Source organism: Pedobacter agri PB92 (assembly GCF_000258495.1).
GTDB classification, from domain to species: domain Bacteria; phylum Bacteroidota; class Bacteroidia; order Sphingobacteriales; family Sphingobacteriaceae; genus Pedobacter; species Pedobacter agri.
In genome coordinates, this window is sequence record NZ_AJLG01000036.1 from 19,514 (window position 1) to 33,509 (window position 13,996).

Genomic DNA, 13,996 nt, shown 5'->3' on the forward strand with positions numbered 1-13,996 from the left:
CCATGATTAGACAAGAACAACATACAGTAATTAAAAAGAGCAATTCCTATTTATATCTGGTTTGTCTGGTAGCGGCTTTAGGTGGGTTTTTATTTGGATTCGATACAGCTGTAATTTCCGGAACCATTAGCCTGGTGACTAAAGACTTTGGACTGAATGCGATAAGTGAAGGCTGGTTTGTGAGCTGTGCCCTGTTGGGCTGCATTATTGGTGTAATCATTTCAGGCAAGCTAAGTGATAAATTCGGGAGGAAAATCGTACTCATTTTATCGGCATTTCTTTTCCTGACTTCTGCACTCGGGTGTATGTATGCCGGTGATTTCTCCACATTAATTGCATTCAGGTTAATTGGCGGAATTGGCATTGGCGTAGCTTCAATGGTTTCTCCACTCTATATATCTGAATTTGCGCCATCGAGACTTAGGGGAACTATGGTGTCGCTGTATCAGTTGGCTTTAACCATTGGTATTGTTACAGCTTATTTCACCAATGCCTATCTGGCTAATCACAGCGGAGAAAATTTTTCCGGAGCTGACGCCGAGAAAATATTTTCAACAGAAGTATGGCGGGCAATGCTTGGCCTTGGTGCTTTGCCGGCGCTCATTTTTCTAATTTCATTATTCCTGGTGCCGGAATCTCCGAGATGGTTACTTTTTAGGGGAAGGAAAGATCAGGCAGAAAAAATCCTGATCAAGATTGATGGAGAGGCTGCCGCAAGGAAAGAACTTGATGTGTTCGCAAATCAAAATACAACAAATGAAGAAGGCTCATTGAGCACATTATTTAAGCCGGTTTACCGCAAGGCTTTATGGATCGGTTTATTATTGCCCTTTTTGTCGCAGGTTTGCGGTATTAATGCGGTAATTTACTACGGACCCAGAATATTAGAGCAAGCTGGGTTTACCTTAAATAATGCCCTTGGCGGGCAGGTAACTATTGGATTGGTAAATGTAGTTTTCACATTTGTAGCCATTTTTACAGTTGATAAATGGGGCAGAAAACCATTGCTGTATGTCGGAATTGGCGGTGCGGTAATTTCACTCCTCATTATCGGTCTGCTGTTCCAGTTCGGCATGCTTTCAGGTCCATGGATACTGATCTTTATCCTGGCCTTCATTGCCTGTTTTGCATTTTCTTTCGGCCCGGTTTGTTGGGTAGTTATCGGCGAAATATTCCCCAATGGTATTCGCGGCAAAGCGATGTCTTTGGCTACGTTAACCCTTTGGATTGGAAATTTCTTTGTTGGCCAGCTTACACCGGTAATGCTTCAGGGTTTGGGTTCCTCCTGGACCTTCTGGATATTCGCCATTTGTTGCTCACCGGCACTTTATCTCACATGGAAACTTATACCAGAAACCAAAGGCCGCTCACTGGAAGAAATTGATGCCTATTGGCAGGAAGATCATCTAAAGAAATAAAAATACATCATTCCCAACCACTAACCTAATATATCAGATGCCATGACCGCATCATCCTTAATTTAAATGTTATGAGACATAAACTTTACCAAATTAAAAAACTAAAACGACTGCCGCTCAGGCAGCTGGTGGTACTGGTATCAATGCTGATTCCGTTCAGCCCCGGCTACGTTGAGGCAAAAACGACCAAAGCGCCATTGATGCGAATCAGTATACGTGAAATTTCTGTTAGCGGGAAAGTGGTCGATGAAAAAGGTATTGCACTCCCGGGTGTAAGTGTGCAGATCAAAGGACTACCATTGGAGCCGTAACGGATGGCAATGGACTTTATAGCCTTTCGGTACCAGATAATTTAGCCTCCAGAAGTCTGACATTTTCCTATCTCGGTTATGTAAGTCAGGATATTCCTATCGCAGGTAGAAAAACCATCAATGTTCAGCTTAAAGCTGGAGGCGAAAATGCGCTGGATGATGTGGTGGTAGTTGGATACGGAACGCAAAAGCGGGTATCGATTACGGGTGCGGTAAGTACGATAGATGCCAAAAACATTGAAAATAAACCAGTGCTCAATGCTTATCAGGCCCTGCAGGGTGAATCGCCAAACTTAATTATTCAGCAAACTAACCTTAATCCGGGCAGTAATGTAACCGTAAATATTAGGGGTGTGGGTACACTTGGCGACAATACGCCGCTAGTTGTGGTAGATGGTATTGTTGGTGGAAATTTGAATACCATTAATCCCAACGATATTGCCAGCGTTTCTGTATTGAAGGATGCAGGCGCTGCTGCCATTTATGGCTCCAGGGCTGCAAACGGTGTGATCTTAATCACCACAAAAGCAGGTAAGCTTAATCAGAAAACCACCGTATCTTATAATGGAAGTTACGGTGTCCAGGATGCGAACGTGTTGGTTCATAAAGTTCCGGCCTGGGAGAATGCTTATTATAAAAACGAATCTTTGGTGAATTCAGGTCTGAGTCCGGCATATACGCCTGATCAAATTCAGCAATTGAAAGATCAGGGTGATGGTACCTGGAATATCGAAAATCTTTTGCGTACAGCGCCACAACAGTCACACAATGTTAACATTGCCGGCGGTGGTGAGAAAAGTGCATTTTTTGTGTCCGCAGGTTATCAGGATCAGCAAAGTAATTTTATTGGTAATGGAGGCGAAGGCTCAAATTTTGGCTATCAGAAATATAATTTGAGGTTAAACCAAACCAATGTAATCGGTAAGCTCAGAACAAATTTCATCCTCCTGTACACCAAAACCCGAAACAAAACCAATAGCGTTGGCGATAACAATATTTTCGCTGATGCCAACCGTGTTCCGGCAAATTTTAACTGGCAGGATGAAAATGGAAATTACCTGACCAACCCTTTTGCTTCGCAATATAACGAATATGGTGTGCTGGAAAAAGGAGGCTTTAACCAGGCAGATAATGATGAGATTTTTGGATCATTCAATGGACAATTTGAGATCACAAAAGATTTGGTATTGACAGGCCAGTTCGGTGGTACACTACAAAATAACGGTACTTTTTTCAGAAGAACACAGGTAAATTATCTGCCTTCAGGGGTATATGGCGATGATCGTTCCGTGCTCGATGCCAATAGCAAGTCACAGCTTTTTAATACTAAAATTTACCTGGAATACGGAAAGAAAATTGCTGATCACGACTTCAAAGTACAGGTTGGCGCCTCAAGCGAAAATTATTCTCAACGGGGATTCCAGCTGCAGAAAACATTAACCGATCAGTTGTTGGGTACGCCTACAACAGGTACGATAGTCGATCCAATCAACTCAAACAATAGCCTGGCCATCAACTCTAATAGCCTGCTTTCTTTGTTTGGCAGGTTAAACTATGCTTTTAAAGATAAATATCTGCTTGAGGCCACTGCCCGATATGACGCCTCTTCAAAATTTGCTAAAGGCAACCGCGGCAGTTTCTTTCCATCAGTTAGCGCTGGCTGGTTGATCTCACAGGAAAATTTCATGCAGTCGATAAAAAATACGGTGAACAGTTTAAAAATCCGTGCTTCTTATGGTGTTCTCGGAAATCAGAACGTTGGCAATTTCCAGTACCAGACCACTTACTTCAATTATGCAAGTGCTTATGGATTTAATAACATTCCTGTTGGTGGCGCCGGAACTTTGTTGTCTAACCGCGATTTAACCTGGGAGAAAGCTTCAACCTTTAACGTTGGTTTGGATGCGGGCTTCTTTGATAACAAGCTGACCGCTACTTTTGAATATTTCAATAAGGTAACCAGAGATATTCTTCAGCCGAGACAGGATATTCCGGCAATTTTTGGTGCGGCAACACCCGATTTTAATGTAGCAAAAGTAAGAAGCAAGGGTTGGGAAGCTTCAGTGACGTATAATCTTCGTGGAGAAAATGTTACGCAAAGTTTCAGCGTAAATGTGGCCGATAACCAAAATAAATTATTGCAGTTATCAGGTGGCGCCACCGAGCAAATCATTAATCAGGATGTGTTTCAGTTGTTGAGACGTGTTGGCGAGCCTATCACGCAATATTACGGATATGAAACCAATGGATTTTTTCAAAACCAATCCGATATCAACAATTCGCCAAAAATTGCCGGTAACCCCGTAGTTCCAGGTGATGTGAAATTTAAGGATTTGAACAATGATGGGGTGATTGATGCAAAAGATAAAACGGTATTGGGTAATCCATTTCCACGCTACACATTCGGGTTTACTTACCGTTTGGCAGTAAAAGGGTTTGATCTACAGTTGTTTATTCAAGGTGTTGGCAAGCGGGAAACGTTCCTGCGTGGTGAATTGGTTGAACCTTTCCACTATGGATATGGTGCAACAGTTTATGAACACATGACTGACTATTGGAGTCCGGGTAATCCCGATGCCCGTTATCCAATCTTTGCGAATATTGGGTCGCCATCCAATACGAATAACTGGAGAACAGGCTCCGATTTATATAAATATGATGCCGCTTACGCCCGCTTGAAGAATGTAAACATAGGCTACACATTGCCGCAGGCCATAACCAGCAAAGCAGGAATCAGCCGTTTGCGTGTTTCACTGATCGGTCAAAATCTGTTTACGTTAAGTAAACTCAAATTTATTGATCCTGAAACTTCAGAATTTGGAAATAACCTTAGTACGGGCTCCAGCTCAAACAGTGCCCGACAGTATCCGCTGCCAATTTTTTACGGTGCTGGTTTAGACATTACCTTTTAATAATCATGGTAAGCATTACTCATATGAAATCTACATTCAAAAACCTAATTATAGCAATGGCCTTGCTTGCCGTTGCAGGCTGCAAAAAGCTCGATATTGCACCCACCGATCGGTTTTCAGATTTAACCTTCTGGACCGTGGATGTTAATGTAAACAATGCCCTTAATAATAATTATAGCTTGCTTTACAACAGTAGTTTATTTTCGAACCCGAAGCACTTTCTGATAACGCTTATTCGCCATCAGGCGATTTAAACCTGATCGCAAGCGGCAACGCGACTTCGCTTACCGCGAAATTCGCCGGAGACTGGGCAAGTTATTACCGAACGATTAAATCGGTAAATATTTTTCTGGAAAACGTGGATCAGAATAAAACCCTGCCACAGGCAACCATTGCAAGAATGAAAGCAGAAAACCAGTTTATGCGTGCTTTCGCCTTGTTTAACCTGAGCAAATGGTATGGCGATGTGCCACTTCCTGATCATGATTTAACGCCGGAAGAAGCGCAGGTAATTCCACGTACTTCTAAAGCTACGGTTAGCGATTATATCATCGCACAGCTGGAAGCGGCTATCCCGAACCTGCCAAGTAAGGACCAGCTTCCGGCCAGTGAAAATGGCAGGATTACCAAAGGTGCTGCGCTGGCGCTACAAATGAGAACCTTACTTTATCAGGGCAATAAAATGGCTGAGGTGGTTGCGGTTTGCGAAAAGCTGATCAACAATCAGGCAACTTATGGAACCTACGCATTAACCCCAAGTTACAGTGCGTTGTTTAGTGACCCTGCTACCAACAAGACCAATAATGAAAGTTTATTATCGCTACAATATGTACCAACAGTGCGCACCTGGCAAAACTTCTGGGATTTTGCACCAAGAACCGTAGGCGGAAGGGTGAGTGCCATGGCACCAACCCAGGAACTGGTAGACGATTATATTATGCTCAATGGAAGAGGAATTAAAGATGCGGGTTCAGGGTATGTGGAAAGCAATCCTTATGTAAACCGCGATCCGAGACTTACCGCAACAGTAGTTTACGACAGATACAGCTGGATAAACCCGAATAACACCACCAAAACCATTTACATCAGACCAGGATCTGACCCGGTGCAACCCGGATTAGATGAATATTCCCCAGGTTCACAAAGTGCTTCGGCAACAGGTTATTACTGGCGTAAATATTTCGATCCGATTGCCTTATCAAGTTTCGTATCAGGAAATAATCTGCATTTGTTCCGCTATGCAGAAGTCCTGCTTACTTATGCAGAAGCGAAAAATAGCTTAGGGCAAATGGATGCAGCAATTTGGGCAAAAACAATTGGTGCCATTCGCTCGAGAGCTGGATTTACTGATGCCGGAGCCTTAAGTTTTCCTTCAGGTGATTTGACTAACATCATTCGCCGTGAACGCAGAGCCGAACTGGCGATGGAAGGTTTAAGAGTGGATGATATCAGGCGATGGAAAGTGGCTGAAACCACCATGAATGGTTTTGCCCATGGTGCAAAATTCGCCACTGATCAAAATGTTGATGGCGGCTACATCAGAACGCAACAACGTAAGTTCAATCCACAGCGTGATTACTTATGGGCAGTGCCTTCCAGTGAAATCGGCCTAAATAAAAATTTAACACAGAACCCAGGTTATTAACGAATCAAGTCATGAAAAATCTAAATAGAATATTCGCCTTAATACTGCTTGTATGTCTTGCAGTTGTTTCCTGCAAAAAGGAAGAACGGGATCTAAATGAAAACATCAGTCTGGTAGGCACTTTAAGTTTGCCCGTAAATCAAGCTTCGATTAAACTCACGCCGTCCAATGCTGCAGCTTCGCAGCAATTTAAGTGGACATCGGCAACACCTGAAGATGGTGGCCTGATCCTTTATGAAGTGGCTTTTGACAAAGAAGGAGGAAATTTTTCGAAACCGGTTTTTAAAATAGTTTCCGATGGCGGAGGTGTGCAACCACAGGTAACCATCTCTCATAAAGATTTGACGAGAATTGCCGCACTTTGTGGCATCAACTCTTCTTCCACGGGGAAGGTAAACTGGACGGTTATGGCCTCGAAAGCGAGCAATAGCAAAGTGGGCCAGGAAGTCAGGACACTACAGTTGGAACGCCCTGCCGGATTTGCCGAGGTGCCAACCGACCTTTATCTAACCGGATCGGCAACTGAAGGAGGTGATGACTTCGCTAAAGCAGTTAAATTTAAAAAACTGGAGGAAGGCGTATTCGAACTTTACACTTCTTTAAAAGCAGGAAGCTATATACTTACTGATAAACCTGCTCAGGCAGGGAGAAAATTTTTTGCTGAGGGTGCTTCTATTAAAGAGGGGGCAACAGGTATTACGGTATCTGGCAGCACAAAAGCTTATTACCTGAAATACGATTTCAATGTAGCCAGTGTAATCGAAGTAAGCGAGGTGCAAAGCGTTGGCTTATATATGTCTGCTTATGGCAACGAAATTGGTCAGCTCAATTACACTTCAGCAGGTATCTGGCAGTCTGGGATTATTCCAGTTGTCTTTTATCAATTTTCTTGGGGTAGAGATGAGCGGTACAAATTCGCAGTCCATACCGCCTCCGGTGTGAAGTATATGGGCAGCAGCAACGTAAACAATGTTAGCCCGGTTGGTCAGGCGGCATCTTATTTTTACCTCAATTCCGTAACCAATGATCAGTGGAATAATACCTACAAATTCAATCCTTCAGCTGACAATAAAAATATAAAAGCAACGGTAAATTTAGGAGGGGATGGTCCGTATAGCCATACGATTGTAACCCAATAAATTTTGTACTTCCGGCATGTTATGCCGGGGAGATAACCTCTACGCGATGAAAAATACACTTAAAAATATATTCCTGATTTTCGCTCTCCTGGCTTCTGTCTCTTGTAAAAAGGGGGGAGATCCTGTTCCTGTCACACCGCCGCCGGTTGTTCCGCCGGTAGTTCCAGGTGCTTCTGTAAATTATCTGCAGCAAGCGAAGGACACGCATACCTTTACGGTCAATAACCTGCTTACGGCAAGTTACGGCTACCGGGCAAACACCACTTCAAAATCAAATAATTGTTTTGAATGGTACAATGTAAGCCAGATATATGCAGATGCAGCCATGGTGGCCGCCGGAGAAACCAGCTATTTGGTTTACATGAACAATACCTTCAAGTTTATGGACAACATGTGGGATAAAAAGGATTTGAGAGGTGGCTATTTCGCATCAGTGAACCTTGATGGTACCGGTGCGGGCGGCGATAAATATGTAGATGACAATGCCTTAAGTGGCATGGTATACCTGGAAGCGTATGATATTACTACCGGTGCCGATAAACAAGCTTATCTTGCAAAGGCTAAAGCTTGTGGCGATTGGTTAATCAATAGCGGCCTTTGGGATAATGTATATGGTGGGGGATTTTACTGGAATACCCTTAAACCCGAAAAACCTACTCAAACCAATGGACTTACCTTACAATTATTTTTGAAACTGTATAGTTTAACAGGAGAATCTGTTTACCGTGATTGGGCAAGGCAGGTGGATGCCTGGCTAACGGCCAAAATGTTCGATGCCAATACGGGATTGTATATTTGGAAAATAGATGGAGCTGGTGAAGGGATTAAGCGTACACAAAAATTTACCTATGATAATGCCATTATGGTTGAGGCTTTTATTTTGTACAGTAAAATTATGAACGATCCTTCTTATTTAACCAAAGCACAAAACCTGGGCAAGGCGATGAACAGTACGTTATGGAATGCCATTTACAAAGGCTATGTTTTCAATACTGCCGAAGCACGGATCAACCCGGCATGGTGCGCCTGGGGTTCTCAGGCCATGATTCGCCTTTACGAGGCAGATAAAAACCCAGATTGGCTGGTTTATGCAAAGGAAAATATCAATCGCCTGAATATTGCGAACCGAAATACGGCTAACCTGGGTTATTATTTTTTTGCTGGCTTCGACGGGCAAAATCGTTCTACCGAGATGGAAACTGTTGACCAGGCCTGGATGCAGCGCCTTCAGGCGATGTTGTCAAAATACCAATAATCAGAATCTTCAATTATGAGAATAGGCTTTAAATCAATATTAATACTTCTTTTTTTACTTATCACAACAGTTACTTCCTTTGCACAGGATTTATTGAAATATGTGAATCCAAACATCGGAACCGCTCACAGCAGATGGTTTTTTTATACACCTGCAGCAGTGCCTTACGGCATGGCCAAGCTTGCGCCATCAACCAACGGAAGTTATGGTAATTTGCAGGGCTGGGAAGCGGTGGGTTATGATACCCGCCACAATTCCATTGAAGGATTCGTCCATTTTCATGAGTGGCAGGTGGGTGGAATCAGTTTTATGCCCACTGCAGGAACATTAAAAACGGTGCCGGGAGAATTAGACAAAGCAGGCAGTGGATATCGCTCCACATTTGACCGGAAAAATGAAGTGGCCCAGCCAGGATATTATTCAGTCATATTGGATGATTTTAACATCAAAGCTGAACTTACCGCTACTAAAAGGGTTGGATTTCATCGTTATACGTTTCCCAAAAGTAATAGCTCAAGAATCATTTTATCAATCGGAAATGTGCAGGGAGAAAGCGGTCCAATAACCGATGCCGCTGTAGAAATGATTGATGATGTTCATTTCCAGGGCTTTGTAATCACTTATCCGAAATATGTGAAAACATATGATGAAGGCGGTCGTGTGGCGATGTATTTTTATGGAGCGCTGAATAAAAAGCCTGCAGAAGTTGGTGCCATCAGCAAAGATGCTGCGGTTGCAAATCAGAAATCTGCGAAAGGCATAGGAGCAGGACTATATTTAAACTACCAGACTTCGGCAAACGAAAGCGTCGAAATCAAAGTAGGACTTTCCTATGCTTCTATCGCAAATGCGAAACTAAACTTAGAAACTGAAGCACAGCAGCTCACTTTTGCCAGTGCGAAGGCTGCAGCTCAGCAAGAGTGGAAATCCGAACTTGGAAAACTAAATGTTTCAGGAAAAGTAGAAGCCGATAAAACCAAGTTTTACACCGGGCTATATCATGCCTTATTGGGTAGGGGAATAGCGAGTGATGTGAACGGTAATTTCCCACGACATGATGGAAGTATTGGGCAGCTGCCAAAAGATGCTCAAGGCAAATTCAGTTACAATTTTATGAATACAGATGCCATTTGGGGAGGGTTCTGGAATCTAACGCAACTATGGGCCTTATCGTACCCATCTCATTACAGCGATTTCGTGCATACCCAGCTTGAAATATATAAAGAACGTGGCTGGTTTGGCGATGGTATCGCGAACAGCAACTTTGTATCAGGCGTCGGAACCAATTTTGTTGGGCTCGCTATTGCCGGCGCCTACCAGGCAGACATTCGTGATTACGATTTAAATCTTGCTTACAAAGCGGTAGTAGGCAATGAACTTGGTTATCAGAATCGACTGGTGGGCTCAGGGAAAATGGATACCAAAAGTTTTATATCCAAAGGTTATGTGCCCTATCTGGATGCCGATAAAACAGATTCGACAGGATCACATTTTTCAGGATCGCATACGCTGGAATACAGTTACAGTGCTTTTGCAGCTGCGCAACTGGCAAAAAAGATGGGCAAAAATGAAGATTATCAAAAGCTTATTCAATTGTCTGATGGCTGGCGGTTAATTTTTGATCAATCGCTCAAACTGGTAAGACCTAAAACAGCGGATGGAAAATTCATTGATCAGTTTAATCCGCTGGAAGCCTGGCGTGGGTTTCAGGAAGGAAATGCGACACAATACACTTTTTATGTGCCACAAAATCCTCAAGGCCTTATCCAGCAGATTGGTAAAACAACTTTTAACGAACGACTGAATAACATTTTCGAAACCTCTCAGAAAAACGCTTTCGGAGGTGGCAAAACGATCGATGCTTTTGCAGGTATTCAATCACTATATAACCACGGCAATCAACCGAATTTGCACATTAGCTGGTTGTTCAACTATTCTGCGGCGCCCTGGTTAACCCAAAAATGGACAAGGGCAATTTGCGATGAGTTTTACGGTACTGAAAGTATCCATGGTTATGGTTATGGTCAGGATGAGGATCAGGGGCAGCTGGGCTCCTGGTATGTCATGGCATCCCTGGGTTTATTCGATGTGAAAGGCCTTACCGATGCCAGACCGACCATCCAGATTGGCAGCCCGATGTTCGACCGTTCAGTAGTTAGCCTTGGTAATGGAAAACGTTTGACCATTGAAGCAAAAAATAATAGCAAAAGCAATATTTATGTTCAGTCTGCTACCTGGAACGGAAAAGTGCTCAGTAAAGCCTGGCTTTATCGGGATGAACTGATGAAAGGTGGCCACCTGACTTTAATCATGGGAAACAAACCCAATAAGACCTGGGGCGTAAACATTCCGCCGCCTTCAAACCAGTAAATAATTGTTTTGTATTAAAAACTGATTTCGAAAACATATGAAAAAATTATTAATCATCACCCTCATGGTGCTGGCAGGGAAGGGCTATGCCCAGCATTTTCAGTCGGGTACTATTTATAAACACCGGGCGGATATGTTTTTTGAGAAGGTTTGGAAAAACTATCGGTTGAAAAAACATCCAGGATTATTTAGCGAACATTATCCTGGGGGAGAAAAGGTAGATCTGGATTACTTTCAAGGTTCAAATGTCAAAGAAAAAGAAGTCAGTTTTTTATGGCCCTTTTCGGGGATGTATTCTGCTGCAAATGTATTGTTCAAGTATCCTGCTCTGAAGAAAAAATATGCGGAATACCTGGATAGTTTGGCTGTTGGCGTTTGGACCTACCGCGATACGACCCGTATGCCGGTGGGTTATCAGGCTTACCCTGCCAAGTTAGAAAAATCCGACCGTTATTACGACGATAATGCCCTGGTGTGTATAGATTATGCTGAAGCCTACCTCAATACAAAGGATACTGTTTATGTAAGCAAGGCTAAAGAGGTTTTCAATTTTATCATCAGCGGCTGGGATGAAAAGCTGGATGGCGGGGTGTACTGGCTGGAAGGTCACAAAGATCAAAAACCGGCCTGTAGTAATGGCATGGCTACCCTGGCTGCGCTTAAGCTCTACCAGGCCAGCAACGATCCGGTTTATTTAAACTGGGCGAAACGTTTTTATCAGTGGATGCAGTCAAGGTTGAGAAATCCTGAAGGGATTTACTATAACGATGTTAAAATGGATGGCAAACCCAATGCAACCTACTACACCTACAACACCGGTTCCATGTTAGAGTCTGCGGTACTGCTTTATCAGTTTACCAAAGACCCCGCTTACCTGAAAGAGGCCCAGCTTGTTGCCTCAAGTTCTTACCAGTTTTTTTCGCGGACAGAAAATGGCCAACATACCTTCAACATTGATTTACCATGGTTTGTTACCGTTTTATTCAGGGGTTATGAAGCTTTGTACAAAGTAGATCATAATGCGAAATACATCCGGGCAGTTGCAAAGGATTTAGACGAAGCCTGGGAAAAATCTGTTGACCAGTATGGTTTCTTAACAGCCAAATGGGCAAGCGATGAAACCTCAAAACGAAAACCGAAATGGTTGCTTGACGAAGCTTGCATTGCTGAGCTTTATGGCAGAATTGGCTTATTAAATTTAAAAAATTAACCTAGTTGATATGAACGATACGATTGTTCTTGGGGTAGACATCGGTGGATCACACATTACCGCTGCACTAGTCAATACTTCAAACGGTACCATTTTGGAAGGCTCTATGCAGCGTGAAAAAATTGACTCTTCCGCAGGCGCTGAAGATATTATTCAGGCATGGACTGCTGTCATGAATCAAAGCCTTCGGTTTGCAGCAAATTCAGGAAAGATTGCTATTGCAATGCCTGGGCCATTTGATTACCAAAACGGTATATCCTACATGAAAAGCATGGGGAAATATGATGCACTCTATGGGATGAACGTCCGCAATTTGTTACTGAATCAGTTATCAGGTCATATCTCCAAAATATGTTTCATTAACGATGCGGGCTGTTTTTTGCAGGGGGAAGTCAGTCATGGGCCTGCTGCTGGATATGATGAAGTTGTTGGTTTTACATTGGGGACTGGCTTTGGCTCGGCAGTAGCAAAAAACGGACAGGCTTTGGATGCCGACTTTTGGTGTCATCCTTTTATGGGCGGGATATGTGAAGATTTCTTTTCATCCAGGTGGTTTGTATCCACCTATAATAATTACTCGGGCTTAAGGGTAAATAATGTGAAAGAACTGATTTTTAATGTTGATCTGGGCGGACCTTTGCTACAGGTATTTGATGAGTTTAGTATAAATATGGGCGTTTTTTTGACACAACTTTATAAAAAACATCAATACGATTGTGTGGTGCTGGGCGGAAATATATCCAATGCATCAACCTTGTTTTTGCCTCAGTTAAAGTATTATTTAAAAACAATGGCGATTACCGCTCCTGTGTATATTTCTTCGAAAGGTGAAACTGCTGCATTGATTGGTGCGGCTTGTTCGGTATACATGGATTAATTTTCGATCTAACAACATATATTCAGCTGTTGGGTAAGGCTGAAACTTCTAAAACTTGCCCACCACTTTACCGCTGCTCTTTTCCTACCCAAGTTTGGAGCGCAGCATTACTGTAATTCAGTTTCCGTAGACTGCAAAGGGCGAAGCAAGGTCTCTTACTATCATCTGTTCTACGATCAGCCGGTGTTCTACCGGCTAAAATTCTATTTATTGGGAAAATTGAAGGGCTTGTGATCTGGCTAAAAGCCAACTTCATTATAACTTCATAATTCGATGGTTATTTCGCATAAGAATTAAAAGGTTACAGTCAACCTTTCGATCAAAAATATTTGATTGAATACCTGCTCTTCTTTTAAGTTCTGAAACATCAATCAATCAGATAAAAAATCCCAGTAAAAAACGATGAAAACGACTATCGTGTATTTTGGCCTATTTGCGTTGCTCTTCGCAAGCGGGTGTACTCAAGAAAAAGAAGAAAAGGAAGAAGTGGCAACCTATGCTGCAACTGCTCCGTTAATGATGGATACCTCCTTTACCAAAGAATACGTTTCACAGATCAAATCTGTACGGAACATTGAAGTAAGGGCACAGGAGAAAGGTTATCTTCAAAGCATTTATGTTGATGAAGGTCAGCAGGTAAAGGCAGGCCAGTTGTTGTTTAAAATCATGCCTAAAGCCGCACAATCAGAACTGCTGAAAGCACAGGCAGAGAAAAAGTCGGCCGAAATAGAGCTTGAGAATACGAAATTATTATCTGATAAAAATATCGTATCTAAAAATGAACTGGCGCTGGCCAGGGCTAAACTGCAGTCATCTAATGCCGAAACTTCACTGGCTAAATTCCATCTTTCCAATACCG

11 protein-coding genes are annotated in these 13,996 nt (G+C 42.7%); all 11 read left to right on the forward strand.

Annotation, left to right across the window (positions count from 1 at the left end; genetic code table 11):
• Positions 1-2: 2 nt before the first annotated feature.
• A complete protein-coding gene (locus tag ON09_RS07435) occupies positions 3-1,418 on the forward strand; it encodes a sugar porter family MFS transporter (protein ID WP_010600430.1) in 1,416 nt (471 codons plus the stop codon).
• Between the two features lie 71 nt (positions 1,419-1,489).
• Positions 1,490-1,729, forward strand: coding sequence for a peptidase associated/transthyretin-like domain-containing protein (locus ON09_RS25625; protein ID WP_010600431.1), 240 nt, complete (start codon positions 1,490-1,492; stop codon positions 1,727-1,729).
• Entirely contained in the window at positions 1,717-4,641 is a 2,925-nt protein-coding gene (locus ON09_RS07445; protein ID WP_083837955.1) for a SusC/RagA family TonB-linked outer membrane protein, read from the forward strand. Before ON09_RS25625 ends, ON09_RS07445 begins: the two co-directional genes overlap by 13 nt.
• 23 nt (positions 4,642-4,664) lie before the next feature.
• A complete protein-coding gene (locus ON09_RS25630) occupies positions 4,665-4,895 on the forward strand; it encodes a hypothetical protein (protein ID WP_202947127.1) in 231 nt (76 codons plus the stop codon).
• Between the two features lie 74 nt (positions 4,896-4,969).
• Positions 4,970-6,286: a RagB/SusD family nutrient uptake outer membrane protein gene (locus tag ON09_RS07450; RefSeq protein ID WP_238533621.1), complete on the forward strand. Its 1,317-nt coding sequence runs from the start codon at positions 4,970-4,972 to the stop codon at positions 6,284-6,286.
• Positions 6,287-6,297: 11 nt separating this feature from the next.
• Positions 6,298-7,425 (forward strand): SusE domain-containing protein, encoded by a 1,128-nt coding sequence (locus tag ON09_RS07455; RefSeq protein ID WP_010600435.1) that lies wholly within the window; start codon positions 6,298-6,300, stop codon positions 7,423-7,425.
• A gap of 46 nt (positions 7,426-7,471) precedes the next feature.
• Positions 7,472-8,680 carry a glycoside hydrolase family 76 protein gene (locus ON09_RS07460; protein ID WP_010600436.1) on the forward strand — a complete coding sequence of 403 codons (1,209 nt, stop codon included), beginning with the start codon at positions 7,472-7,474 and terminating at the stop codon, positions 8,678-8,680.
• A 15-nt stretch (positions 8,681-8,695) separates the two neighbouring features.
• Positions 8,696-11,050, forward strand: a complete 2,355-nt coding sequence (locus ON09_RS07465) for a GH92 family glycosyl hydrolase (RefSeq protein ID WP_010600437.1) — start codon at positions 8,696-8,698, stop codon at positions 11,048-11,050.
• A gap of 37 nt (positions 11,051-11,087) precedes the next feature.
• Positions 11,088-12,260, forward strand: coding sequence for a glycoside hydrolase family 76 protein (locus tag ON09_RS07470; RefSeq protein ID WP_010600438.1), 1,173 nt, complete (start codon positions 11,088-11,090; stop codon positions 12,258-12,260).
• 10 nt (positions 12,261-12,270) lie between these two features.
• Complete coding sequence (locus ON09_RS07475; RefSeq protein WP_010600439.1) at positions 12,271-13,137, forward strand: ROK family protein; 867 nt, start codon at positions 12,271-12,273, stop codon at positions 13,135-13,137.
• Between the two features lie 402 nt (positions 13,138-13,539).
• The coding region (locus ON09_RS07480; RefSeq protein WP_010600440.1) for an efflux RND transporter periplasmic adaptor subunit at positions 13,540-13,996 on the forward strand (457 nt) is incomplete at its 3' end.

What these genes read in the sequence shown, in the direction of transcription:
- ON09_RS07435 (WP_010600430.1), top strand. Translation starts at nt 3, where the DNA reads ATGATTAGACAAGAACAACATACAGTAATTAAAAAGAGCAATTCCTAT.
- ON09_RS25625 (WP_010600431.1), top strand. Translation starts at nt 1,490, where the DNA reads ATGAGACATAAACTTTACCAAATTAAAAAACTAAAACGACTGCCGCTC.
- ON09_RS25630 (WP_202947127.1), top strand. Translation starts at nt 4,665, where the DNA reads ATGAAATCTACATTCAAAAACCTAATTATAGCAATGGCCTTGCTTGCC.
- ON09_RS07455 (WP_010600435.1), top strand. Translation starts at nt 6,298, where the DNA reads ATGAAAAATCTAAATAGAATATTCGCCTTAATACTGCTTGTATGTCTT.
- ON09_RS07460 (WP_010600436.1), top strand. Translation starts at nt 7,472, where the DNA reads ATGAAAAATACACTTAAAAATATATTCCTGATTTTCGCTCTCCTGGCT.
- ON09_RS07465 (WP_010600437.1), top strand. Translation starts at nt 8,696, where the DNA reads ATGAGAATAGGCTTTAAATCAATATTAATACTTCTTTTTTTACTTATC.
- ON09_RS07470 (WP_010600438.1), top strand. Translation starts at nt 11,088, where the DNA reads ATGAAAAAATTATTAATCATCACCCTCATGGTGCTGGCAGGGAAGGGC.
- ON09_RS07475 (WP_010600439.1), top strand. Translation starts at nt 12,271, where the DNA reads ATGAACGATACGATTGTTCTTGGGGTAGACATCGGTGGATCACACATT.